This window comes from Methanosarcina sp. MTP4 (genome assembly GCF_000970045.1).
In the GTDB taxonomy this organism is placed as follows: Archaea; Halobacteriota; Methanosarcinia; order Methanosarcinales; family Methanosarcinaceae; genus MTP4.
In genome coordinates this window covers 3,900,948-3,925,600 of the sequence record NZ_CP009505.1, presented here as the reverse complement: position 1 = coordinate 3,925,600, position 24,653 = coordinate 3,900,948, and the positions used below count along the sequence as shown (strand labels likewise).

25 protein-coding genes are annotated in these 24,653 nt (G+C 48.4%); 14 read left to right on the top strand and 11 right to left on the bottom strand.

What is annotated here, in order from left to right:
* Positions 1 to 9: 9 nt before the first annotated feature.
* Entirely contained in the window at positions 10 to 633 is a 624-nt protein-coding gene (locus MSMTP_RS16470) for a TOBE domain-containing protein (protein WP_082090668.1), read from the top strand.
* A gap of 318 nt (positions 634 to 951) precedes the next feature.
* On the opposite strand, the gene MSMTP_RS16465 is transcribed toward MSMTP_RS16470, so the two are convergent.
* The 3 genes from MSMTP_RS16465 to MSMTP_RS16455 are packed head-to-tail and all read right to left on the bottom strand — an operon-like array spanning position 952 to position 5,406.
* A complete protein-coding gene (locus MSMTP_RS16465) occupies positions 952 to 2,004 on the bottom strand; it encodes a COG1361 S-layer family protein (RefSeq protein WP_048181720.1) in 1,053 nt (350 codons plus the stop codon).
* The gene (locus MSMTP_RS16460; protein WP_048181718.1) at positions 1,997 to 3,145 is read right to left on the bottom strand and encodes a COG1361 S-layer family protein; all 1,149 of its coding nucleotides are present in this window, start codon (positions 3,143 to 3,145) and stop codon (positions 1,997 to 1,999) included. The genes MSMTP_RS16465 and MSMTP_RS16460 overlap by 8 nt, the downstream gene beginning before the upstream one ends.
* Complete coding sequence (locus MSMTP_RS16455) at positions 3,145 to 5,406, bottom strand: RND family transporter (RefSeq protein WP_231582834.1); 2,262 nt, start codon at positions 5,404 to 5,406, stop codon at positions 3,145 to 3,147. The genes MSMTP_RS16460 and MSMTP_RS16455 overlap by 1 nt, the downstream gene beginning before the upstream one ends.
* 327 nt (positions 5,407 to 5,733) lie before the next feature.
* On the opposite strand from MSMTP_RS16455, the gene MSMTP_RS16450 reads away from it, so the two are divergent.
* The 3 genes from MSMTP_RS16450 to MSMTP_RS16440 all read left to right on the top strand — a co-directional run bounded on the left by MSMTP_RS16450 (position 5,734) and on the right by MSMTP_RS16440 (position 7,917).
* Positions 5,734 to 6,507 carry a TrmB family transcriptional regulator gene (locus MSMTP_RS16450; RefSeq protein ID WP_048181713.1) on the top strand — a complete coding sequence of 258 codons (774 nt, stop codon included), beginning with the start codon at positions 5,734 to 5,736 and terminating at the stop codon, positions 6,505 to 6,507.
* 283 nt (positions 6,508 to 6,790) lie between these two features.
* Positions 6,791 to 7,453, top strand: coding sequence for an MBL fold metallo-hydrolase (locus MSMTP_RS16445; protein WP_048181709.1), 663 nt, complete (start codon positions 6,791 to 6,793; stop codon positions 7,451 to 7,453).
* A 95-nt stretch (positions 7,454 to 7,548) separates the two neighbouring features.
* Entirely contained in the window at positions 7,549 to 7,917 is a 369-nt protein-coding gene (locus MSMTP_RS16440) for a ribonuclease P protein component 4 (RefSeq protein WP_048183876.1), read from the top strand.
* Between the two features lie 25 nt (positions 7,918 to 7,942).
* Here MSMTP_RS16440 and MSMTP_RS19515 read toward each other — a convergent pair whose 3' ends face one another.
* Together MSMTP_RS19515 and MSMTP_RS16435 are read right to left on the bottom strand one after the other, a co-directional pair.
* A complete protein-coding gene (locus MSMTP_RS19515) occupies positions 7,943 to 8,236 on the bottom strand; it encodes a hypothetical protein (protein WP_197076107.1) in 294 nt (97 codons plus the stop codon).
* A 141-nt stretch (positions 8,237 to 8,377) separates the two neighbouring features.
* Positions 8,378 to 8,665, bottom strand: a complete 288-nt coding sequence (locus tag MSMTP_RS16435) for a signal recognition particle protein Srp19 (RefSeq protein WP_048183873.1) — start codon at positions 8,663 to 8,665, stop codon at positions 8,378 to 8,380.
* A 250-nt stretch (positions 8,666 to 8,915) separates the two neighbouring features.
* On the opposite strand from MSMTP_RS16435, the gene MSMTP_RS16430 reads away from it, so the two are divergent.
* From MSMTP_RS16430 to MSMTP_RS16390, 9 genes are all read left to right on the top strand, one after another.
* The gene (locus MSMTP_RS16430) at positions 8,916 to 9,173 is read left to right on the top strand and encodes a hypothetical protein (protein WP_048181706.1); all 258 of its coding nucleotides are present in this window, start codon (positions 8,916 to 8,918) and stop codon (positions 9,171 to 9,173) included.
* Between the two features lie 241 nt (positions 9,174 to 9,414).
* On the top strand, positions 9,415 to 10,275 hold the full coding sequence (locus MSMTP_RS16425; protein ID WP_231583005.1) for a DUF5803 family protein: 861 nt from the start codon (positions 9,415 to 9,417) through the stop codon (positions 10,273 to 10,275).
* Positions 10,276 to 10,380: 105 nt separating this feature from the next.
* Complete coding sequence (locus MSMTP_RS16420; protein WP_048181705.1) at positions 10,381 to 11,070, top strand: type IV pilin; 690 nt, start codon at positions 10,381 to 10,383, stop codon at positions 11,068 to 11,070.
* A 576-nt stretch (positions 11,071 to 11,646) separates the two neighbouring features.
* The gene (locus MSMTP_RS16415; protein ID WP_048181702.1) at positions 11,647 to 12,216 is read left to right on the top strand and encodes an FmdE family protein; all 570 of its coding nucleotides are present in this window, start codon (positions 11,647 to 11,649) and stop codon (positions 12,214 to 12,216) included.
* A gap of 19 nt (positions 12,217 to 12,235) precedes the next feature.
* Positions 12,236 to 13,273, top strand: coding sequence for a 4Fe-4S binding protein (locus MSMTP_RS16410; RefSeq protein ID WP_048181699.1), 1,038 nt, complete (start codon positions 12,236 to 12,238; stop codon positions 13,271 to 13,273).
* Between the two features lies 1 nt (position 13,274).
* The gene (locus MSMTP_RS16405) at positions 13,275 to 15,029 is read left to right on the top strand and encodes a formylmethanofuran dehydrogenase subunit A (RefSeq protein ID WP_048181697.1); all 1,755 of its coding nucleotides are present in this window, start codon (positions 13,275 to 13,277) and stop codon (positions 15,027 to 15,029) included.
* 4 nt (positions 15,030 to 15,033) lie between these two features.
* Positions 15,034 to 15,855 carry a formylmethanofuran dehydrogenase subunit C gene (locus tag MSMTP_RS16400; RefSeq protein WP_048181694.1) on the top strand — a complete coding sequence of 274 codons (822 nt, stop codon included), beginning with the start codon at positions 15,034 to 15,036 and terminating at the stop codon, positions 15,853 to 15,855.
* 10 nt (positions 15,856 to 15,865) lie between these two features.
* Entirely contained in the window at positions 15,866 to 16,255 is a 390-nt protein-coding gene (locus MSMTP_RS16395) for a molybdopterin dinucleotide binding domain-containing protein (RefSeq protein WP_048183868.1), read from the top strand.
* Positions 16,256 to 16,257: 2 nt separating this feature from the next.
* Entirely contained in the window at positions 16,258 to 17,565 is a 1,308-nt protein-coding gene (locus tag MSMTP_RS16390; protein ID WP_048181692.1) for a formylmethanofuran dehydrogenase subunit B, read from the top strand.
* On the opposite strand, the gene MSMTP_RS16385 is transcribed toward MSMTP_RS16390, so the two are convergent.
* A complete protein-coding gene (locus tag MSMTP_RS16385; RefSeq protein WP_048181689.1) occupies positions 17,549 to 17,773 on the bottom strand; it encodes a hypothetical protein in 225 nt (74 codons plus the stop codon). The genes MSMTP_RS16390 and MSMTP_RS16385 overlap by 17 nt on opposite strands.
* A 600-nt stretch (positions 17,774 to 18,373) precedes the next feature.
* Between MSMTP_RS16385 and MSMTP_RS16380 the strand changes: the two genes are divergently transcribed.
* Positions 18,374 to 19,381: a hypothetical protein gene (locus tag MSMTP_RS16380; RefSeq protein ID WP_048183865.1), complete on the top strand. Its 1,008-nt coding sequence runs from the start codon at positions 18,374 to 18,376 to the stop codon at positions 19,379 to 19,381.
* A 241-nt stretch (positions 19,382 to 19,622) separates the two neighbouring features.
* On the opposite strand, the gene MSMTP_RS16375 is transcribed toward MSMTP_RS16380, so the two are convergent.
* The 5 genes from MSMTP_RS16375 to MSMTP_RS16355 form a co-directional block, all read right to left on the bottom strand.
* Positions 19,623 to 20,450, bottom strand: a complete 828-nt coding sequence (locus MSMTP_RS16375; protein WP_048181686.1) for a Rossmann-like domain-containing protein — start codon at positions 20,448 to 20,450, stop codon at positions 19,623 to 19,625.
* Between the two features lie 35 nt (positions 20,451 to 20,485).
* Positions 20,486 to 21,283, bottom strand: coding sequence for a nicotinate-nucleotide pyrophosphorylase (locus MSMTP_RS16370; RefSeq protein ID WP_048181683.1), 798 nt, complete (start codon positions 21,281 to 21,283; stop codon positions 20,486 to 20,488).
* A 101-nt stretch (positions 21,284 to 21,384) separates the two neighbouring features.
* The gene (locus MSMTP_RS16365; protein WP_048181680.1) at positions 21,385 to 22,590 is read right to left on the bottom strand and encodes an ATP-binding cassette domain-containing protein; all 1,206 of its coding nucleotides are present in this window, start codon (positions 22,588 to 22,590) and stop codon (positions 21,385 to 21,387) included.
* Positions 22,587 to 23,393, bottom strand: a complete 807-nt coding sequence (locus MSMTP_RS16360) for an ABC transporter permease (protein ID WP_048181677.1) — start codon at positions 23,391 to 23,393, stop codon at positions 22,587 to 22,589. Before MSMTP_RS16360 ends, MSMTP_RS16365 begins: the two co-directional genes overlap by 4 nt.
* On the bottom strand, positions 23,381 to 24,208 hold the full coding sequence (locus tag MSMTP_RS16355) for a molybdate ABC transporter substrate-binding protein (protein ID WP_048181675.1): 828 nt from the start codon (positions 24,206 to 24,208) through the stop codon (positions 23,381 to 23,383). Before MSMTP_RS16355 ends, MSMTP_RS16360 begins: the two co-directional genes overlap by 13 nt.
* Positions 24,209 to 24,653: the final 445 nt, after the last annotated feature.

Here is a 24,653-nt window from a genome sequence, read left to right as displayed (position 1 = left end):
TGGAAATTTATGAAAGCGAAAACAAAGCTCTGGTTTACAGAAGACGGAAAGCCCGTAATGGGGGCCGGGAAAGCCAGTTTGCTCAAAGCTATTGACGAGGAAAGGTCTCTCCGGAAAGCCTGCGAGAAACTGGGGATCTCCTATAAACATGCCTGGCTCATGTTGAAAAAAATGAACGAAAGGCTCGGAGATCCCGCAGTAGTCACGGTGCGGGGGGGGAAAAACCAGGGGACCTTCCTTACGGAAGTGGGTCGAAAAATGTTGGCCGAATATGAAACCAGTAGGCAACTTATCAAAGAGGCTGTGGGAGACGAAACCGCCTGGGAAAACGTTGGCTTTAAAATCTCAGCCCGGAACAGGCTTCCAGGAAAGGTCCTTGAAGTCGAGAAAGGCGGTCTGGTCTCGAAGATTACGATTGAAATTGAACCTTCAATCCTTACCTCAGTTGTCACCGAAGAGGCCGTGGAGCAACTCGACATAAAGCCCGGAGACCGGATATATGCTGTTATTAAGTCCACGGAAGTAATGGTTGCAAAGAGGCCGGAGCCTGAGTGTTCTGAAGAAAATAAACCTGAAGATAAGAAATTGAAAGTTAATAAATCGAAAGAAAAGAAGCCTGAAAAAAAGAATTAAGAAAATAATCCTTTTTTAATACCCGGTAAATAAACCGTTTTACCTTTCTTCTTCCCTCACATCTATCTTATTTTCGTTAATCTGTTCATTCAATCAGATCGATCAATCGTTTTACCCCATTAGATAAATCAATCAGGTCCGGATGAAGCAGAAGAAGATGTGTTACAAAAAAGTGTAACCATTCCTGGTTGAGTTTAATCCTCAAGCGGTATGGTTACGTCGGGTTTTTTAGATCTGGCTTTTTGAGCCTTTTCCTTTTGAGCCTTTTCCTTTTGAGCCTTTTCCGTTCCAGGTCTTACCTTTCATCAGGTCTTACCTTTATTCCTGCTGTTTCTTCCTGTATAGGACGAAACAGGCTGCAAGGGCTATGAAACCTATTCCTGCACCAATCTGGTATCCAGGGAGGCTTTTTTCTGCGGACAGGACTTCCGTGTTGATCTTGACACTGTCCGAGATCTGGTCATGTCCGTCGGTGTCTTCGTAAAGGATCTCGCTATTAAGGGAGTAAGGCTTGGGGTTTGCGTCTTCGTCCACGTCCATGTCAAAGACGGCAACTGAGCTTTCTCCCGGGTTCAGGGTTCCCAGGTAGGCCTGGTCGTCCGTGGTACTGAAAGGGTCACCTGCGCTGACTCTTACGGTGGCATCCTTTGCAGGTTCTTCTCCTGTATTTTTATAGGTGACGTAGAGCATACCGCCTTCGTCGGGGTAGAGGTTCCCTTCCACTTCCGTTACTTCAAAGTAGGGCTCTTTTTTGACCTTTACTTCCAGGGTCTGGGTCTGGGTAGTGTTTTCGTACCAGATCCCAACCTCGTGGTTTGTTACCAGGCCCGTAGTTGTGTCAATATCATCTCCACCTACCTGCACATTATTCTGGTATTTGTACGAAAGATCGAGTGTTAATGGATACGTTCCGGCAGGTGCATTCTTACTGATTTCGATGGTGAATTTTGTGGGGCTTGAGCTGTCCTTTCCCTGTTTGAGAGTTCCTGCTTCCTGGGACCCGGATTTTACCTTGATGTTCGGGTCGTCGGACGTAAGGGTAGCAAGGATTCCAATCGCAGTCACGGTCTGGGCTTCATACTGCATCTCAGTTTTCTGGAGTACAGTTTCTTTTCCATCATCAGCTTCATCTTCGGACTTGAAGCCGGAAATTGCACCCTTGTTCATCATCTCGATGCTAAGGGTCACTGTGTCCCCTCTGGAAAACTCGTTGTCCCCGAGAAGGGTGGCGCTGAGGTCCGGACCTCCGTAGACGGTGTAGTAATTGTTACTGATGTCAAAATTTTCTGGTATGGCTGCCTGTGCTGGCAGGGCTGCAAGGCCCAGGATCAGAAGGGTAGTGACTGCAGCAAAAATTCCTTTTTTATTCATTATCATCACCTGATGAATTCTCATTATTTTGATTCCTTTTCCGGTGCATGTTTATGATCTGGTATAGAGCGATAAGGATTATCAGTACGATTGCTATGCCCGTTATGCTGATTTTTTTCTCGGACGCTTCCAGGGGCACATTTACTTTCAGGTTTTCTGAAAAGGAGGTTTCTCCTTCTTCGTCAATGTACTTTATTTCACTGTCAATCCCGTATTTTTTCACAACTGCATCCTGGTCTGCTGAAATTTTAAACAGGGCGGTCTTGCTTTCTCCGGGCCCGATGTCCCCGAGTCTGATTATGGACTTCCCCGTGCTCAGGGGGCTCATGACTATGATACGGGCCATAGCATCTTCTGCTGTGATTTCCCTGGTGTTTGTGTAGGTTACCTCAACGACTTGTGTTTCTCCCTGTTTAAGGTTCCCGGAAACTTCCGTCACCTCAAATTTCGGTTCGCTCTCAATAGAGATTGGTAAGCTGATGACTGTGTTTTTTGTTTTATATTCTCGTGTGAATTCCGTATTGGTCAGGCCAAGGTTAATTACTTCAGGAGTTGCTGTCCTTACATTTACCTGGTACTCGTAGCTCACGGGCAGGAGGAGTTCGTAGTTTCCTGCAGGCGTGTCTCCATCGATTTTTATCGTGAACCGGAGGGTTTGTGTGTGCCCGGTTTCAATCTCTTCCACATCCTGGACACTGGTTACGGGGTCGACTTCTATATACTCCGTTTCCGAGACAAGGGTGGCTTTGAGGTCTTTTGTGGTTGTGCATTCCTCTTCTTCTTCCAGTTCTGCAAGTGCCAGCAGTTCCTCAGTGGAGTTGTCTCCTCCCTGGTCTGCATTCAGCCTTTTGAAACCTTCTATATATCCCTTGTTCACTATTTTTACCTGAAGGCCTGCAATCTCTCCCCTCTTGAATTCGGGGTCTCCGACAATAGATGCCTGTATGATCGGTTCCCCGTAGCTCCGGTAGTAGTCCACGGTGTACCCGTGCTCCGGAATAATGAAGTTCACTTCATCATCATCATTATTCCCGTTTGCAAGGGTCGGAGCTGCGGTTATTGAGATAACTGCAAAGAGTACTGCGATTATAGCGAATGTTTTTATTATCTTCTGTGTAGCTTGATTTCCGGGCTCTTTCATTAGATATCAGCCCCTTGAACTTGTTTGTTGGGTTGGTTTTGTATTGCTTGTGCGCCTCTTCTTTTATCTCGCCAGGTGTCCAGGACGACAATCAGGGGCGGGAATACTACAAATGTAGCAACCAGGGCAAGCAGGACATCGATGACCGTCACGATCCCGAAGTCACTTATCATGCCAAACGGGGAGGCGATAAGGGCTGAGAACCCGAATACCGTTGTAGCTCCGGAGGCAACAATTGCAGTTCCTATTTTTGTGCTTGCCTTATGGATAGCTTCCATTGGGCTTGCACCTGCCTCTTTTTCTTCAAAGTAGCGCTCCATCATGAGAATTGCGTACTCAGACCCGACCCCCAGGATCAGGGCTCCGAGGGTTGCGGTCATGGGGTTGTAGTCAAGGTTCAGGTAGTCCATAACCCCGCCGGACCAGCCGATCACGATAAACATGGGAATGACCGGAGTCAGGGCTTTTAGCCAGTCTCTGTAGACTATGAAAAGCCCGGCAAGGACCAGGATAAGCCCGAGGAAAGTCATCTGCACCCTGCCGCTTGTAAGCGCGGTTATGACCTCTATGAAGACCACGTTGTTTCCCGTAATCGTGATAGATGTGCCGGGGGGCGCCTGCATCCACTGGATATCCTCTCTTACGATGTTGGTCAGCTCTTTGATCCCTGTTACTTTTATGTCAGAAACGGCGTTTCCGATGTTAAAGTTCAGGAGAAGCATGTTTTTCCCGTGCATGTAGCGGGTTTTCTGGTAGTCCGGGATTTCTTCGTAGATTGCCTCTATTTCCTGGGAACTTTCCGGTATTGTACCGCCGTTTTGCTCTTTTATGAGGGGTACGATGCTTGATGCACTGTATATATGTCCTCTTCCGCTCACCTCATGTTCGCTGAACTCATCGATCCACTTCAGGATCTCGGGGTCGGCAGTATCTTTTACCTTTATGATGATGTTCAGCTGGTCGTCCCCGCCCATTATATCGCTCATGTGTTCCAGGTCTACAAGGGCGGGCATGTCCTGGGGGACAAAGGTTGTGACGTCAGTCTGGATGCCCACGGACTGGTCGGCATAAATGCCTCCGAGACAGAGAAGTGCTGCAATCCCGAGCACTATCACGTCGTATTTTATTGTAAAGTCGGTAAGCTTCGTCAGGAAGTGTTCAATTTTCTGGGTTTTCGCGTGCCCATCCGGGGTTTCCCCGGCTTTTGCCCGGCCAGGTTTTATTTTATTCTTCATTTTCCCGAACAGGTTCTTTTCCGAGACCCCGTCAAAGAGGGATACCGTGATGACGCCCACAAATATGGCCGCAAGATAACACATGATTATCCCTATCATGAGGAGTTTTCCAAAATCCCTTATCATGGGGACTGAAGAGGTGAACAGGGATGCAAAACCGAGAGCTGTCATCCCGAGGGCGACAAGGACAGCAGGGCCTGTATTTTTTATGGTGGCCACAATTGCGTGGGGTTTGTTGCTGTTTTCCTGCAGTTCTTCTTCTATCCTGTTATGGAACTGGATCGCATAATCGATGCCAAGCCCTATCAACACCGGGAAAGCGGCCATGGAAACCATGGAGAGGGGAATTCCAAGGTATCCCATAGCTCCAAAAGTGAATATTATTCCAATCAGGACAATAGGTAAGGGCAGGAGTCTCCAGCGGACGTGCCGGAAAACAAGGTTTAGAACAATGAGCATAAAAAAAGCGGAAAGCCCGAGAAGAGGTCCCATACTTGAATTCATTTCATCGTTCATTGAGATCTGGAATGCAGGGTCACCTGTTACTATGATGCCGTATGAGGGGGGAAAATCCGAAAATGTGATTGCTTCTTCGGTTGCGTACAGGATCTCCTTCTGTTTTGCTTCCGTGGTTGAACCCGCCATTACCACCGAGATGAACATGTGCGTATCGTCAGGGGTTAGCGCCTCAAAAGTGTCCGGGTTGCTTTCGATTATGGCCTCAATTTCTTCATCTGTGTCCGGGACCACGTATCTGCCGGTCATCTGGTAATTTATGCCTTTGATAATCGATGCAGGGCTCATGGTCTCTATAACGCCTTCTGTGGACTGGAGCTGGTGTTCGAGTCGGTCCACGGCCTTCATGAGTTCCGACGTTTTTACGTCATTTCCCTCCACCATTACTACAATAGACTCTGTCTGGAAAATGTTCAGGAAAAGGTGGTCGAAATCCTGATACATTCGTGAGTCTTTCCCGACAAAAGTTTCGGTGCCTGATGCCATTTCTATTTTCTGTGCGCCCTGCATTGCTATGATTACGAAAAGGAAAAAGACCAGGAGTATGGTCAGGCGGTTATTCTGGATAAAAATTCCTAGTTTTTCAAAAATGTTCTTAATGGCGAATTCCCCTCATTTCGATTGTCTCGAACATAAACAGATTTTGAAGCCGGGTCTCGCTTTTTGAGGCTCAGGGGCCAGTAATGTAAACCCTGGTTTTTAAACCTAAATCTGTAATTATTTGTATTTGATAGTTTTATTTTCTATTCATTTATATAATTACTTGATACTGTTCTCTTACATTGAGGGTATATTGAAAGAAAAGATTTAAATCTATTGTTACTTTAGGGGTAACAAATGTATCCTGCGATAAATCCGGGGCTTGTCAGCAATCTTGAGAAGCTGGGACTTACCGAAAATGAGGGTAAGGCCTATGCCGGGCTGGTAAGTTTAAAAGAAGCCACCGCAAGGGAAGTCCATGAACTGACAGGAGTGCCCAGGGCTAAGGTTTATGACATCCTCAAAACACTGTCCAGAAAAGGTTTTGTGGAAGTTCGGCAGGGTTCTCCGGTTTATTTCAGGGCGGTCGATCCGAAACATGTAATTGGCAGGATCAAGAACGAGTTTTTCACCTGTGCCATCGAGGCTCTGGACCAGCTTAACGAGTTGAGTTACGAAATTCCAAGGTCTTCTCCTGTTTGGTGCATCCAGAGCGAATGGGGTATCCGGAAAAGGGTTCGTGAGATTCTCTATAATGTCAGGGAGGAACTGATAGTTTTCTCTACCAACCCGGAATTTTTGGGCGAGTTTGAATCAGACCTGAAAAAGCTGGAAAAAAACTGCCGGCTAATTCTCATTGTTGATGATCTTAATAAGTTCAGAGGGATGCCCTTCGACTTCACGGAGACCGGTAAAGATTTTGGGGACTTTGTCCGGAACATGTTCATTGATGGAGTCCAGTACACTGAAGACTGCTTCATGATTGCGGATGGAAAGGAGTCCATAGCCGTCCATTCGGCCGGAAACAATAGGGAGGCGGTGGTAATCAGGCTGCCCGTGGTCTGCCACCTTCAAAAGTTGATTTATAACTGGCTTGTTGAAGGCGGTTTTATAATAGATACTCATCAATAAGCGCTGCAGGGATGGTGTATATGATTACTGCATATGATTACTGAATATAATTACTGCAGGAAATTTATTTCATTCTAAAATCTTCTAAATATCCGGTTATGTCTTCTCAGTTTATCCATTTTTGTTTGAATTTATACTAATAATTCTGATCTGTCGTTTATCTATCCCTAATTTATATATTGGATTCTGATCTTAATTAAATTCCATTTTTATGAATCCTGGCAGTTCGCAGGATTTTTATCAAACGTTTCTATTACCAAAAGATCCTCGGAGGTTTAATTACATGAAAAGCGCAACAATTGGAGGTGTGAAGATAAGCTGGCTCGGGCATTCAGGCTTTTTGCTGGAAGGGGAAGGCAAAAGGATTTACATCGATCCATTTGAGCTTGCGGAAGAACCCGAGTTTGACGAAAAGGCTGACATTCTCCTGATTACCCATGAACACTTCGACCACTGCAGCCCTGATGATATCCGGAAGGTCAGGAGGTCCGATTCCACGACCCTAATCCCTGAAGCCTGTTCCCTGAACTTTAAAGGGGATGCCCGGAGGATTGCCGAAGGGGATGTCCTGGCTGAGGGGCTTGAGATCAAGGGGACAAGGATCGAAGTCGTACCTGCTTACAATCCTGACAAACCTTACCACCCGCGGGGACTTGGGGTAGGGTACATTGTCGAACTTGAAGGGCTGCGCATCTATCATGCTGGGGACTGTGACTTTTTCCCGGAGATGGAGGATCTCAGGGCTGATGTTGTACTGTTGCCCATAGGAGGGACCTATACCATGGATGAAGAGGAAGCTGCCAGGGCAGTTGAGGTTATCTCCCCGAAAGTTGCAATCCCCATGCACTACGGAAAGATTGAAGGGACGGATGGGAACCCTGAAAAGTTTAAAGCTCTTGTTAAAGAAAAGAATCCCGACGTCGAAGTAATTATTTTTGATCCTTGAGTTCTCCTTTTTCCTGCAACAGGTTACAGGACCTTAAAGGGAGGCTCAGGTTAAAAGAGAAGGGTTATAAGATAAATTGCAGAATCTATCCCACCATGTCGCGAATTCCCAGGAAAAAACAGAAAAATATGCTCCGAATCGTTGCAACCCAGCGCATGTGGAGGCTCTTTGAGCTTGCGGAAAAGGAGTTCAAGGAACATCCCGAACGAAGCGAGCGCTACGTTCAGCTTATCCGGAACATCTCAATGCGAAACCGGATGAGGGTTCCGCGGGAAATAAAACGCCGTATCTGCAAACACTGCTATGCTTTCCTGGTTCCCGGAGTAAACGCTCGCTACCGGCTGAAAGGCGGGTATACTGTAGTCTCCTGCGAGCGCTGTGGAAAGGAAATGCGGTATCCCTATAAAGGGTTGAAACCTTCCCGGAAAAAAGGCAATAGCAGTAAGGACAGGGAGAATGCGTGACCTGAGGGGAAGGCGCTGGGAAAGGTTATGTTAACCCTGCTGAAAGCACAGTCAAAATTCTCTGCACCACTAAAGTCCCAAGAATTATCACAACTGCAATTGAGAGGTAGATGGCAACGTTTCGGTATACGACGTCTTTTTCGGACCCTACTTTTATTCCCAGGGCTCCGCCGCAACCCTTACAGGGCGTAGAGCAACATCCGCATCCTAGTTGAATTTCATGGTTGGGGTTGGAGGGTGTTTTTCTGGACGAAGAGTGCTGGTTTGAACTGGATGTTGGATTTATTACAGGCAATATTTTTTTATTGGTTTCGGACATAAGTGTTTTTTTCACTCCTAACTGATATAAACATTGTTTTTCCTTCCTGAAACTTTGTAAAATCATTTCAGGCCTGACCGTTTTTTGAAAGATAATAAGTTTGGAACGGCGGAAAACCCTGGACCTCTAAACTTTTGAGCTTTATTTGGTTCGAGTCTTTTTTATGCCTGCCGAGATTTGTTTTGCAATTACGGATTTAGGGCCCTTGTTGTCTACGAGCACCCTGCCGCTCACTTCCCACCAGGCCTTAGGATAAGCTTTTTCAGGTTCAACTTCAGGGTTAAGGCCCAGTTCAAGGGCTGCTTTTTTTATTTCATTGAGCTGAGGCTCTTTTACCGAACTTTTCCGGGAGATGATTCTTCCGTTGCTTCTGGACCTGGTCTGGTCTATATATACAGGCCAGATTACAAGTTTTCCCTTGTCTTTCATCATCATACGCTATCTATTTTCTAGATTGTTTTCATGAAATTTAAAACTGCCCCGGAAAGGCCCTGAGAGCAGGCGGACCTGCTGTCCTGGAAAGTGTGAATTCAAATGAGCCTTTCGAATCCTGTGCATGGAATTAATTCATCCAGTTCTTCAAGCTCCTGTGCATGGGATACATTCAACCGGTTCTTCGGGAAGCCCACAACCTTCAGTTATTTATATTTTTCAGACAATCTCTGATCCGGTGTTTTAAATGATTCCAGGATTTGCAATTGATGAAAAAGTCAGGGCGTATGTCCGGAAAAGCGGGCAGGACTTCAGGCTCTCGACTTCACCCGAGGGGCCGGTGTTGATGCCGCTTGGATCTGTCTCTGCGAAGCCTTCTGACCTGAAAATTCTTCTCGGGGGCAACGTCCTGTATGTCTCAAAGCTTCAGGCCAAATATATTAAAAAGATAGACTGGCCAATGGTGGAACGATATCTGAATTCCGGTGGAGATGCCGGGGTCTGAGTTTTCCGGGTTTTTCCGTAATCTTTTCTGCTTCGGAGGGTTCGGAGAGGCGGTTTGGCTGTTCATTTCAGGCTGCTCATTCAGGCCGGGTATCCGTTTTGTTTATTAAGATGGGGACGCATAGGATAAAAGCTGACATTTACCCCGGCCCTGCAAAGTCCTCTTTTTCGGGGGAACAGGAGATTGCCGCAGGTTGAAAATATACACACTCTAAACTGAATGGGAGAAGTTGTCCGTGAAAATGAGAACTAAGGCTTTGTTTGCGCTCCTGGCCCTTCTGGTGGTCTTCGTATCGGGCTGTATCGAAGAAACGGAAGAAATTGTCCTTGATGAGCCGGGGAACGCTTCTTCCTATGAATTTGAAGTTTTTGTGGATGAAGGCGGGACCGGAATTCCAGCAAATACCACCACGTATTATCCCCTTGGAAACACTACGGAAGTCCGGGTCGTCAATATGGTCATAGATGCCAGCAAGCTGGAGATGTTCCCCACCGAATCCTTTGGCGGAAGTTCCGAGGAAGTTCCCATCGAAAACCTCGTCCTGCTTGTAGAGCCTTCGAATACAACGGAGGCAGACCTGGACACCTTCCAGGAACTTTCTGAAAGGAGTGAGCTTTCGGACCTCAATTATACCCTGACCAGGGAAAACCGCCGCAATATGAAAGTCATAAACCTGGATTTTGAGGAAAATGTAACGGGTTTTATTGCTTACACCCTTAAAATGCCGGGTGCCCAGAATCTCGCTATCATGAGGCCTGATTCGGAGTTCATCCGTGTGGTAATCCCGGAAGGTTATGCCACGGGCAACCGTGTTTTCGGGATACCCAGGCCAGAGCCTTATGCCGCGGAAGAGGATGAGCTAGGCAGGCAGACCTTTCTCTGGATTGCCTCGGAAATGGATGAAAGGGAGCAGACTATCCAGGTGAAGTATTACCGTGAGTCTTCTCCTCTGTACTTCTTTGCGGCAATCGTTGCCCTTCTTTTCGGGGTTGTGATGGTTTTCGTGCACTACTCAAGAAGCAAGAAGGAACTCCTGAAGGTCAGGGAAATTTTTGAACTTGAAAAGGAATACGAGGAAAAAGAAAAGCGTAAAAGAAAATAAGCTCCTTTCGGAAAATAACCTTCTTTCCTCATAATTTTATCGGTTCCTAATTATTTTTTGATCAACCCTCATCTATTTATCCTGATATGTCTATAAATTCTTGTAATGAAAGCCTTTATACAAGTTCGGTTTAAATCCTTCTTTTCATCAAAATCTGCATCAGATGCTGCCGTTCAGGTAATAGGCTCCCTAATTCTTTTGATGATTTTGTTCATACTTGTGGGGTTAGCTGCGTCCAGTTTCTTCGACAGCTCTCGGGGGGGCGCAAATTTCCAGTCACCTGTGGCTAAAATCAATATTGAATCCTGTGAGGGGGGACTTTACGGGGTTGGTCCGACGGATGAAAGGGTCACGCTTGGAGAAAACCAGATAATTCTTGAGCATAAGGGGGGAGACTCACTACCTCTTAAAGCCACTTCTATTCGAATTAGTGGGTATGGAAATTCCTACCGTGGCGTTGTTGGAACTGAGGGGAGTGGCAGAGTAGAAGGGGACACCACTGTCCACTACTACGACCTGAGTTCGGAAGGTAAGAATCCTGACTACATGGCCCGAAATGGTGCCGCTCTTGAAGATGGGTTCTGGGATGTAGGGGAAAGATTAATTCTCTGTGGGCAGGACAGTGCGGAAGGTGATTCGTATTCCAGTGTCAAAGTAAGTGTTGGGGGAGGGAAGAACACCTCGGACAACTACGGCTTCAAGGCAGGGTCTGAAATTAGCTTAAAGGTCATTGACAGCGAAGGGCGGAACGTTATTGCGGACAGGACGGCGGCTGTGGAATTTGTAAAAGACTGAGCCAGAGGGGGGTGAAGAACTTTTCCTTTTAAATTCCTGCAGGGTACCGGATGGTCTCGAATTTCTCTATTTTTCTCTTTTCCCTGCAAATTTTCTATCGATAATTTTATAATTGATCTGCTTATATTATTCTCAAAGTTTAATGGAGATTCTGTCTCTACCGATATGTTTAATAAAACATATCGGGGTACATCAATTTGATGTTCGGGGTTCTTCTGACCTACTGGGAGCTTTATGACAAATCCTGCAGGTAGAATGCCTTGTCTCCGTTCCTTTGGTGCTGTGAATAAAAGTTCACTACGTTTATTTCGAAAAATGATCTATGTGGCATAGCATATTTTTTTGTGTTATGTCAGAATTAACATATTGGTTATTTGTAAAATAATTCCCTGTTTCAGACTTTCCTTTGCCTGCGGCAGGTTTGTGTGATTGTTCAATCGAACCGGGCATCCTCATGGACTCCTGATATGTTGGAATTAACATAATGAATCTGGCATAATGGGTGTGACATGCCGGGAGGCCCACTAAAGAATACATCGGATTTGAATTCCGGATTTAGATCCTGTGAGGCGTTCCATGGAAACGATTATAGAACAAATAAAGGACCCTGAACTGCTTTCCCAGATCGAGAGGCTCGTTCCCTTTCACGGCTACCTGACTTCCGGGGCTTTCATCGGCCTCCAGATGCTCAATATTGCAAGGAAAGTGCTCGATGTCAGGGACGAGGAGCGTATATACGTGACCTGTGAAACCCGAAACTGCGTACCTGACCCCTTCCAGATCCTGGGCGGGGCAACCAGCGGGAATAACGGGCTGAAGATCAAAGACCTGGGGAAAATGGCAGTAACCGTGAACAAGCGAGTTCCTGATGGTGTAGATGCTGCAAAGGGGGTCCGCATTATTCTCGACCCTGAAAAGACAGAGGCGTATCCGAAACTCCACGCCTGGTACCTGAATACCCACAAACTCCCCCATACCGAGGTCCTGCCAGACTTGCTGGCAGCCGGGGAAAAGGTGTACACCTGGAACTTCGTGGATGTCAAAGTCCCGGTTAAGGGTAAAAAACGGATACAGCGCTGTGAAAACTGCGGCGAGATGTTCATTCGGTATAATGATGAGCTGCTGTGCGGCGAATGCACAGAATAACGGTTTAGAGGTAAATAAAATGCAAGATGACAGAAGATTGTCGGTCTTTTCTGAAAAAAAAGACAAGCAACTGGTCTACCTGCCTGAGAAATGCATAGGCTGCGGGACCTGTGTGCAGGCTTGCCCGAAAGGGAGCCTTGCAATCGGGGCCGTGGGTGCCGTTGCAAGAGGTCTGCTTGATACGGATTTCCTTGAAATGAAAGGCGAAGACTGCATTGTCTGCGGGATCTGTGCCAGGGTCTGCCCCACAGGTGCTCTGGAACTGAGGCAGGAAGGAAAGTCCCTGAAAGATGCTTCTCACCTTTCAGGAGCCCTGAAACCCACTTCCGTGAACGAAGATTGTGTCCACTGCGGGCTCTGTGCTGAAGTCTGCCCGCAAGACTGCATTACGGTTACAAAAGAACTTGCAGAGGACGGAAGCCTGAAGCTTGTCGGAAAGACCAGCATTGATACGGAAAGCTGCGTGCACTGCGGCTGGTGTGCGGCGGTCTGTCCTGCGGACGCTATTTCCGTGGAAAAACCCTTTGAAGGGCGCTGGGAATGGGACGAGAACACCTGCCAGACCTGCCACACCTGCGTGGAAGTCTGCCCTGCAAATGCCCTTCTCAATAAAGACTGGGCTGCCGGGGAAAGGGTTGAAAAGATTACTCACCGGCCGGATGCCTGCATTTACTGTGGGGCTTGTGCGGTGTCCTGTCCTGTGGACGCCATTGACGTCCGCAAGACGGCTATCCTGCCGGAAATGGAGAAGAAAGGAGCCCTTGAGAAAAAGCTGGTTGAGGCTCCGGTCCCGGAAGCCCTGCTCCGCACCCGCCTGGAAACCGATGATGCAAGCTGCCTGGGCTGTGGAAACTGCGTGATTGTCTGTCCCGTAAATGCCTTAGGGGACAGGGAACTTGCCGCAGGGCACCTGAATAACCTGGACGAGAAAGCTATCCTCGAGGTGAAAGACGGAAAGGTAGGAGTCGTGGACCAGGAACTCTGCGGAGGAGACGGCACATGTGCCCTTATCTGTCCCGTGGACGCGATCAGGCTTGTGAAAAGGGAGGTGGAATAAAATGGCAGGAACCATTGCCATCAAGAACGGGTATGTCTTTGACCCCCTGAACGAGATCAACGGGGACGTCATGGACATCTTTATCAGGGACGGAAAAGTCGTAAGGGAACTTTCCGCTGCTGAAATGCAGGACGCAAAAGTAATCGATGCCACAGGCATGACGGTCATGGCGGGCGGGGTTGACTCTCACTCTCACGTAGCAGGGGCAAAGGTCAATGCCGGAAGGCAGATGCGTCCTGAGGACCACTACAAAACCAACCTTATGAAGACCGATCTTACACATTCGGGTTCAGGCTACACCGTTCCTTCGGTCTACAAGCAGGGTTACGATTACGCAGCAATGGGTTACACCACGGTCTTTGAAGCCGCTGTCCCTCCGCTTGAAGCCAGGCATACCCATGAGGAAATGCGTGCCACTCCCATGCTTGACATGGGCGGCTACCTTGTGCTCGGAAACAACTGGTTTTTGATGCGCTACCTGAGGGATGGTGAATTCGACAGGGCTGCAGCCTATGTTGCCTGGATGATGAAAACTCACAAGACCTACGGGATCAAGTGCGTCAACCCTGCGGGAGTAGAAAACTGGGGCTGGGGAGACAACGTAAACAACCTGGACCAGGCAAACATCCATTTCGAAATGACTCCCAGGGAAATGATCAAGGGTCTGGCTGAGGTTAACGAAATGCTGGGAATGCCCATGCCCCTGCACCTTCACGCCAACAACCTCGGGCATCCGGGCTGCTACGAGATCACAAAAGATTCCCTGAAAATCCCGGACGGGATAAAGGCTAAACAGAAAATGGACGTGGAATGGGCCGAGACAAAAATGGACCCTTCCCGGGACCGCTCTGTCTACCTCACCCACCTGATGTTCAACAGTTTTGCGGGCACAAGTTGGGGGGACTGTGAATCCGGCGTGAAAGACGTTGCGGATTACATTAACAATAAGGACCACGTGGTTATCGACAGTGGATGCACACCTTTCGGGGAAGCCACGGTCATGACCGGAGACGGCCCTGCAATCCACGACCTCTACACCCTCACAGGCAACAAATGGTCGAACGCCGACATAGAGCTCGAATGCGGGTCAGGGGTCCTGCCTTTCACCTACCTCAAGGCCAACCCGGTGCACAGTTTGCAGTGGGCGATGGGGCTTGAAACTCTTCTCCTTATAAAAGACCCCTGGAAGACCATCATGACCACGGACAGCCCGAACGGCGGGCCGTTTACGAAGTATCCCGTAGTCATGGCCTGGCTCATGTCCGAGGCTTCCAGGAAGCAGACCTTTTCGGAATGCCACAAATGGGCCAACGACAGGAGCGAGCTTGGCGGCGTGGACCGGGAACTTTCCCTCTACGACATTGCAATCCTGACCAGGGCCAACACTGCCCGGACCATAGGTATGGCGCACAGGAAAGGGTCTCTAGGCCTCGGGGCTGACGGGGACGTTACGGTCTACAACCTCAACCCGCAGAAGCTTGATTCAAACAACTACGAGGAACTCATCCGGGCCTTTGCACGGGCCGAATACACAATCAAGGCGGGAGAAATCGTTGCAAAGAACGGGGAAATCGTATCCGTGCCCGAAAAGCGGACTTATTATTCCGAGGTGCACGTGGAAGACGAAAAGGAAAAAGAGATGCTTGTTGATGTGAAGGAGTGGTTCAGGTACTACACTCTAGGCTTTGCCAACTACCCGACTCCTGAAAAGTACCTTGCAAACCCGACTCCGATACAGATAAACAAAGAGAGGTGAGGCAATGGCAGAAGTAGTGCTTATACTGAAAAAGGAAATTGACATCAAACTTGAGGCAGAGGCCATCACCCCTGACGCTTTTGCCGGCAAGAGCGCCGAAGAAATCGGAAAGCTGGAAATCTGGCAGGGGCCAAAGACCTATCCCCTTGCCGAGTTTTTCGATGTGGAAAGAAATGAAGGGGATTTTGCCGGTGAAACTGCCGAAGATACCCTTATCCGCATAAAAGGGGACATGCTCCGGGTCAAAAAGATCGGGGAAGGCATGACCGCAGGCAGGATCGAGATCGAAGGTTCCGCAGGCATGCATGTGGGTACCGGAATGAAAGGAGGCGAAATCCTGGTCTCGGGAGACGCGGATTCCTGGGCAGGCATGGAAATGGAAGGCGGGCTTTTGCATATCAAAGGCAACGCCGGAGACCACGTCGGCTGCGCTTATCGCGGTTCCTGGCACGGGATGAAAGGCGGGCACATCGTCATAGAAGGCTCGGCGCGGCACCAGCTCGGAGGCGGCATGGACGGCGGGGAAATCTTCGTGGAAGGAAATGTGGAAGGGTTCTGTGGGATTCGCCAGACAGGCGGGCTTATTGCTGTCCGCGGCGGTGCTCTTCGCACTGTTGGAGTTGAAATGAGTGGTGGGACCCTGCTCATCGGAGGCCGGATCGAGCGCTTTTCCCCTGGCTTCGAATACGTCGGGTCGGAAACAGGCCCCTCTTTCGGAGACTTCGAGTACGCGGGCGAGTTTAAGAAATTTACAGGGGACTTTGCGATCAGCAAGCGGGCAAAAGGCGTGCTCTACGTGGCTGCGGACGCAAACCCGGGGCTCTGAGGTGAGAGGAATGGAAGTATTACTCATTACCGGAAGTACGATTGAGGAAGGCAAACTTGCCAAGGGCGGGGATAAGCTGACTGCCGAATACCAGGTGGAATGTGCGGTCTGCTGGATTTCCCCTGAAGATTTTGAAGTGCTCGGCTCTCCTGAAAAGGTGAAGGTCACAAGCAGGAACGGCAAACACACCGTTGCAGTCAACACGAAATGCACCGATGCGGTCCGGGAAGGGCATGTGTTTATGCCAAGAGCCATCTGGTCCAATGTGGTCATTGACCCAGATACCCTTTCCACGGGTTCCCCCCTCTACAAGGGCGCCCCGGTAAACATCGAGCCCACGGAAGACGAGGTCCTGAGCGCCGAAGACGTTGTTTTGAAAGTTTATGTCGGAGGGCTGTGAATATGGTTTCCAAAAACATAGTATGTCCTGTCTGCGGAGCAGCCTGCGATGATATCCAGGTCGAGCTCGGGGACGGGACGATTGAAGTAAAGAACGCATGCAAGATGGGAAGTGCCAAGTTTAAGGAAGTTGTAAGTTCCCACAGGCTCAGAGAACCTCTCATTAAAGGGGAAGGGGACAGCAAACCCCAAGCCGCAGCCTGGGACGCTGCCCTTGAAAAGGCTGCTGACATCCTGGTTTCCGCAAAGCGCCCCCTGCTCTTCCTTGGAAGCGAGACCTCCTGTGAAGCTCACGAAGTAGGGCTCCATATCGGGGAATACCTGGGGGCAGTTGTCGACTCCAATGCCACGATCTGCCACGGCCCGACAGCCATGGGAATCCAGGAAGCCGGAAAAGTCGGAGCAACCGAAGGGCAGAAGAAAAACAGGGCTGACCTTGTGGTATACTGGGGGACCAACCCGCTTGAGTCCATGCCGCGGCAGATGTCCAGGTACGGGGTTTTCCCGCGGGGCTACTGGACAAAGCGCGGGCGTTTTGACCGGACGGTCATCACCATCGACCCGAGAAAGACTCCCACCGCAGAAGCTTCCGACCTGCACGTCCAGCTCAAGCCCAATTCCGATTACGAACTGGCAAGCGCCCTTCTGACACTCCTGCACGGGAAAGAGCCCCACCCCTCGGTAGAAGAAATCACCGGGGTCTCCATCTCCACCATGAAAGAAATGCTCGAGATGATGAAGAACTGCAAGTTCGGGGCTATTTCCGTAGGCCTTGGCCTGTCCTCTTCCATAGGCAAGCACAGGAACGCCGAAATTGCCATGAACCTGGTCAAGGAGCTGAACAATTACTCAAAGTTCACCCTGGGAGCTCTCCGGGGTCACTGCAACGTCGCAGGCTTCAACCAGGTCGCCTCCTACCTCTACGGCTACCCCTTCGGGCTTGACTTCATGAGAGGCCACCCCCGCTACAACCCCGGAGAATTCACAACCGTAGACCTCCTGAGGGAAAAGGACGTCGACGCTGCCCTGGTTATGTGTGCCGACCTTGTCTGCCACATCCCCGCCGACTGCGCCGCCTACCTTGCCGAAATCCCCATGGTCTGCCTGGACATCGCTCCCTGCCCAACCACAGTCGCATCCGACGTAGTACTCCCCGGAGTCATCGACGCCATGGAATGCGACGGAACCTTCTACAGGCTGGACGACGTTGCCGTGCACTTCGAACCCTTCACAACTTCCCCCTTCGAGTACACGCAGAGCAACGAAGACACCCTGAAGCAGCTCTTTGCCAAGATCAAGGAAAGGGTGTAAGAGAGCTTTTGTTTCCCACGGGTTCATTTGAGAATGCTGGGAAATAAAGTGGTTGAATGATGAAATGAGGGTGATAAAAGCCCTCAACTTCTTTTTTTTGGATTTTCAGTTTCCAGCAGTTTGATTTTCTAGTTTTTAGTTTTCCTGCGATTTGCTTTTCTGTTTTTTCAATTTCCTGTGCCACTATGTAATCTTTCTGGCTTTTCACTTCCCAGTGCAGCAGTTGTCTTTATAGAGATCGAACCCCGGGAACTCACCGGTTGCGTAAGCAACCGGCCTTTCCCATATAATATTATAAAAGACTAATAATAAACAGAGTATTAATGGTATACTGGAATAATCGATTCTAATATGAAAAGCAGTCCTTGATATTACAGATGAGGAACCAATCTTCGAAGACATGTTTTCTGGTTTTTACAGGATTTACTTTTCAGTTTCTTTCTGGAAAAGCCTACCAACTGCCCGGCTTTGAGAACGCGGATCTCTAAATTTATTCCCCCGATTTCTATAATTGTAAGATAATTATCATTAATTTCGCACAAAATAGTTTAATATAAGCTAAAATAAACGTGAAGTTTTTCACTTTTTTTTCTATATTAGCTTATGATTATTAGTGGGGGCATTTCCTCATATATACTTTTTCTGGCCAAACTATCAAAAAATCGAAGATCTGAAAATAATTGCAGACTTGAGATGAGTGTGAAAAACAGTCAGTTTGATGGTTTGGTCAGAATATTTATAAGGAGGCGATTGAAAGTAATTTGTGGAGTTCAAATGTACTTTCCACGATCAATGAGGTATGATTTTGATGTTTAAAATAAACAGTATTGGCAAATGTCTACTGCTCATGATCTTTGTTTTAATTTTATCATCTGGTTCTGCAAGTGCCGCTGATGATGAATTGAACGATTCCGAATATAATGAAATCTCCGATTCTATTACGGAATTTGCAAATGATCCCTCGTTCATAGCCTACAGGGGAACCGTGCCGGAAACAATTGATCGGGAATGGAAAAATTCAATTTCAGATTGCTGGCTAAATCTTAACCGTATAGGGCCGTCATATTCCGAATTTGACAGCTCTATAACAAACATTGCTGTCAGTCATGTACTAATAATTGAATTGGGTTCTGAATATCAAGGAGAAGTAGATGACTCCAAAATTGACGAGATCTATCAGAAAATTGAGGATTACTGCGAAGAGCAGGAAGGAATAAGCGAAATCCCTGTTGTCTTTTTGTGGGATCAGGATGAGGAGGACCCATTACCGGACTATGGGCAAGAGATGTTTGAAAAGGCCGAGAGGAGTTCCGGGTTCGTAGCTGCTAGAGGAACAATGCCTGTACTTACAGATGCCAGTGAAAAAAGGGAGTGGACAGATTCACTTGTTCAGTGTAGTCGGACACTTTGTAATCCTTCTCATCCTGATGCAGGAATTGGCGCGTATTTTGTTGAATTTGATGGCCCTGTGAGCAGTTTTGGGACCTCAATTAATGGATATTTAGAAGTAGGTTTTCAGGGATACAGTTCAGAAAAAGTAAATGAATCTCTAATTGATGAAATATATCAAGTAATTGATGAACAATGTGAGCAGGAAGGTATAAGTGACGTACCTGTCGTTTTTATATGGCAAGGAGAGATTGTACTGGATGAAGAAGAGTGTGAGGCGCCGGTACTGGATGAAGTTGATGATGCTGATTTGTCAGATGAGAAAGAAGAAGCTGCGGATGATGAAACAACCAATCAAACGCCTGGCTTTACTTCAATAATGGTCATTTTAGGGCTTTTGATTCTGGTGAAGGTAAAGCGGAAGTAATTTATTTCCAGGGAGAAGCTTTCCAGTTACTGCTTCTACCTTCCAGCCTATGTTCAAAAGTACGGCTATTCTGTATTTTTTTCAATTTCTTTTTCAATTTACGTATGGAAAAGCCGGTCGTCTTCGACGACCGGTGAGAGCGTGGGGATCAGAAATCTATACGATTTAACTTTTCCGGGGACTGAAATCCTGAATCAATAAGCGGCTTATCTGTTACTTTTCCTGAACATTAGCGGACTTTTTACTGCTTTTTCCTGAAAGCCACCTTCTTTCCACAGCACCTGTGCAGCTTCTTGGTTCCCCCTGCCTCGCTAAGCACGGTAAGCATATTCTTCGAATCCGTGATTTTTGTCCCCATTACTGCCGTAACCCCGCGTTCAAAGAAAGGCTTCGGGTACAGGGGTGCACTCGGTCCAAGCAGTATAACTTCTCTTGCTTCCCCGGAGGCTGCAAATTTCAGAAGCTCGTCCAGTGTGCCGTTGGCAAGGGTGCTGGCGCTGAGGATGATTACGTTGGAGGCGGGAAGGACTTCATCTGCCTTTTCCGAGGGCAGGGTTTTTACTTTAGGGGATTCTATTTCCCGCTTTTCAAGGACGGTCAGGCTCCCGGCTTTTTTCGAAATACTCGGGACCATGGGGGCGAAATACCCCACCATTGCAACCCTGTCTCCGGGGTTGATTAGGTCAAGGACGTCAAGTTCCGTGTCAGGTCCGAAAGCAGGGAAGTTTTCGGGTTTCTGGTCCAGGAGCATGTGGGAAAGGGCGTTTGCGGCTGCGATTCCTACGGCTGCTTCAAGGTGGTTTTTTGAGAGGGCAAGTTCAAGCAGGGTGTCTGCAGGGCTTCCTTTCAGCCTGCCTGCAAAACCCAGGGCAGGGCAGCCGGAAAAATCAAAAATTGGGGTGCAGGCCACGCCTCCGTAGCCGTCCGAGAGCATGACTCCGGTGTAGGCAAGACCTATGCGGACGTCTTCGGCTTTAATTTCTTTAAGGGCAGGCCCGAAGTTCTGCCTGAGTTCGTTTACAAGGGCAGGTACGGCTCCGTTTTCATATTTTTTTTCGTTGCCTGTCATGAGGTCACCTTCATCTGTTGGCTTTTCCTTTTACTTTAGTTCCCTATTCTCTCGATCTTCGTAGTAAAGTCAAGGGGCTGTGCATAATACGGAGCACTCGAAACTATGATGTCCACGAAAGGTGCGTATTCGGGAATCTTATCTGCCTTTATGCCTCCAACGGCAAGTTCGAGTTTTGGGTTGAGTTTCTTGAGTTCGGGGCCCAGCTCCCTGAGCTCTTCGGGGGAAAGGTGGTCAAGGAGCATGATGTCGGACATTTCGGCGAATTTGAAGGCTTCTTCCCGGGACCTGGGTTCGATTTCTATCTTTTTCAGGGCGCGGCGTTTTCTCAGTTCTCCTGCCACTTCCAGGTGGTTCTGGCTGAGCTGGATAGAATCGCTCAGGGAGTTCCTGTGGACGTCTCCTCCTCCTGCCCTTATGGCTTTTGTCTCGAACCTGCGGGCTCCGGGGTGGGTTTTCCTGCTTGCTGCGATTATTACATCCGGGTTTTCTTTTCTGGCTGCGTTTACAAAAGTTGAGGTTTTGCCTGCTATGGCACACATGACGGTGAGGAAGGTCTGGGAAACTCTCCAGAATTTGAAAAGGGTCCTGAGATCTCCTTCGGCTTCGAATATGCTGTCCTGGGGCTCGAACTTCTCCCCGTCCCTGAGGTATTTCAGGACCTTCAGGCCCTTTTTTTCGTAATATTCGGCCAGGTCTTCTGCACAGGCGCAGATTCCGGCTTCCCTGGTCCGGATTTTGAGAGTTCCTTTTCCTTCAAGCTTTAGCAGTTCTGCGCTTTCGTCCTGATAGGGGCAGTCTTCAAAAAAGTACAGTTCAAAAAGATCGATCATGGTCTGGCTCCTTGCTCCTTTATTCTTGACATTTTATTTTTACTTCTTAATTCCTTTTAGCTTGTTCCTAAATTTCCTGTTAGAGCATTCTTGAATTCCGATTAGCGTATTATTCTGGCATTTGCGGCTTTGAATACGGCATAAATTTCCTTTCCGATCTCGAGGTCCAGCAGTTCGCATGATGTGGGTGTCACCACGGCTTTTAACTCTGAAATCCCTGTTTCGGAATTCCACTGCCCCGAATTTCCTGAACTAGAATTCCCTGATCCGGAATTTCCTATTTCCATTTCGACCAGGACAAGGTGTTCCTTTTTGGAAATTCCAGTAACTATGCCTTTTACCGTGTTGCGGGCAGAACTTTCCACGGCTCCCTTTGCAAGGATTATTTCCTCCGGGCGGATGGAGATGCTTACTTCCTCTCCGGGCTCGGCGGGGTCCGCAGAATAGATCTCAAAGCTCTGATTCTGGGCCTGTTCCCGGCTTTGGTTCAAGTTCCTGTCCTTACTCTCGTCCTTTTCCGGGTTACTGTCTCTCTTCCGGTCCAGAATTTCAAGCACCGTGAGTTTTCCTTCGAGAGCCCTTACCTTTCCCTTCAGCACGTTGGTGCCCAGGAAATCCGCGACAAAGTCCGGAGACGGCTGCCTGAATACGGATTCGGGGTCTCCTTCCTGCATCACTTCCCCCTGCCTTATGATGATCACCCTGTTTGCGAGGCTCCAGATGTCGTCAAAGTCATGGGTCACCTGGAGCACGGTGGTGCGGTATTCGCGGATGGCTTTTTTCAGGACTTCCCTCATATTTTCCCTGTTTCTCATATCAAGGGCACTGAAGGGCTCGTCAAGGAGGAGGAGTTTCGGGCGGACGACCAGGCTTCTTGCAAGGGCTGCTCTTTGTTTTTCCCCTCCGCTGAGGGTGGTGGGTTTCCTGTGGAGAAGGCCGTCAATTCCCAGGATTCCAGCTATCTGCCGGACTTCGCTTTCTATCTGCTTTTTGTCCCTGAGCTTTTTCCGGAGAGCGTATGCGATATTTTCGAAAACGTCCATGTGGGGAAAGAGCATGTGGTCCTGGTAGACAATGCTGATCTGCCTTTTGTCGGGAGGAAGTGCCGTAATATCCCTGCCTTCCAGGAATATGCTGCCTTTCTTCGGGGCATAAAAGCCTATAACGGTTTCGAGCAGGAGAGATTTTCCGCTGCCCGAAGGGCCTGTAAGCGCTACATAGTCTCCTTTTTCGGCATTAAGGCCCATTCCGGTCAGTTCGAAACCACCCAAGTCAAGGTGAAGGTCCCGGACTTCAAGAAAACTCACAGGCTTCCTCCTTCGAAGCGTTCGAAACTCAGGATTGCCAGGAAAGCGATCAACATCAGCAGGACCCCGCTTGTGATTGCCATTTCCAGGTTCCCGTAGGAGATGTTCAGGTAAAGGGTGACAGGCAGGACTTCGGTGTGCATGTACGAGCCTCCCGCAAGGATAAGTACGGCCCCGAAAGCTCCTATGCAGCGGGCAAAGGTGATCACTGCCGAGGCAAAAAGCCCGCTCCGGGCCATCGGGAGGGTTACGTTCCTGAAGGTTTCGAATTCCCCGTACCCGAAACTCCTGGAAACCTGCTCGTACCTGGGGTTTATGTCCTCGAAAGTGGAGTAGATGACCCTGACTGCATAGGGAAAAGCTATGAAAAACTGGGCAACCACTATCCCGAGTTTGCTGAAAGGCACCCTTATTCCCAGGGTCTCAAGGAACGGTCCCAGAAAGCCCTGTCCGAAGAGAAGGAGAAGGGCAAGCCCGAGCACCAGTTCCGGAAATGCCATGGGAAGCCCGAGTATTGTTTTTACCAGGCTTTTTCCCGGGAAGGAGAAACGGGAAAGAGCATAGGCTGTCGGGATTGAACAGCACATAACCGTAACTGTGGAAACTGAGGCTGTTAGTACCGAAAGCTCCATGGAATAAAGCATCTCTTCCGACATTAGGGCCGAGAGGAGTTCAGAAGGCTTCAGGACGAGAAGCAGGGTCCCCACGGCCAGGAAAAGCAAAAAGGTGAAGAAAAAGGAGATGCCGATGGTGGCATTCCTGAACCAGGAATTCCTTAAGCAGGTTTTTCTTACGGACTGCATGGCTCAAAGCCCCATTTTTCCCAGGTCTCTTCAGCTTTTTCTCCTGCTATATAATTGTTAAAAGCCTCTGCAAGTTCGGGTTCTTTCGTATAAACGGAAACCGCCGTGGGGATGGTCTTTATGGTATTCTGGTCTTCAGGGATCGGGACAAGTTCAAGCTTGCCGTTTGCTTCTCCCCAGCTTCCCATATCCTCCCAGATTAAGGTTGCATCGACTTCCCCGGTAACGATATAGATCAGGAGCTGGTTTACCGTTGTGGTCCGGACAATCGTGTTCTTTTCCACTTCCGGGAGAATGCCTGCCTGTGAACATATTTTCTTCGCAACCTTCCCTATGGCCGGCCCGCTCGGGTCTCCGAGAGCCAGTTCTACCCCCGGGTTTGCAAAGTCTTCAAGTTTCCCGATGTTTCCGGGGTTCCCGTAAGGAACTGCAATCACAGGGACGTGCAGAGTGACATTTTGGACGCTTTCGTTCAGGACATAATTCTTGCCCATTGCCTGTTCCGTATAATAGTAGGCCCCGGGGATGAAAACGTCGCATTCCTGTGCAGCCAGGATCCCGAAGATCTCGGCACTTCCGCCGTACCGGACCTGGATGTCGGCTCCTGTTTCGTTTTCAAAGTTCCGGACCAGTTCGTTCATGGGCTTGATAAGTCCGGCCCCCGAGCAGACAGTCAGGCTTTTTCCTTCGAACTGTATATCCGGGTTTTCAGCACCTGAACCTTCCGCACCTGCTGCTTTCTTCTCGCTGCAGCCTGATACCGATGCAACTAGAACCAGGACCAGAATTAAAACAAACGTACAAACTTTTTTCATCCGGGAACCTCATATCAGTGTATATATTTTTTGTTTAGAGACCTTCATTGAACGGATTTTTAGTATAGAGTTGAACTGATATGTTCCATCATACATAACGCTTAATAAAGGTTTTCATTAAATTACGAGGTCCTAAATTCTTTCATTCAATTTTTATAAAAATTTGTGGCGACTCTGTTTTTATTCGAATGAAAGAAACGGTACATGAAAAAAGAGTTTGCCTTTAAGGCCGTTTTCCATAACGAAAACGGTTTGAAGAGGATTTAAGTCGGTTTGGAGAGAGTTGAATTATAGCCAATAACCCAGATTCTTTCATAAATCTCAGGTGAGAATTCAACCACAGAAAGCACGGAAAACACGGAATAAAGAAAATAGGGAAACAATCCTTCCGTGCTTTCCGGGTCTTCCGTGGTTTAAAGTAAGTGTAAGTATTTCAGGACTATAG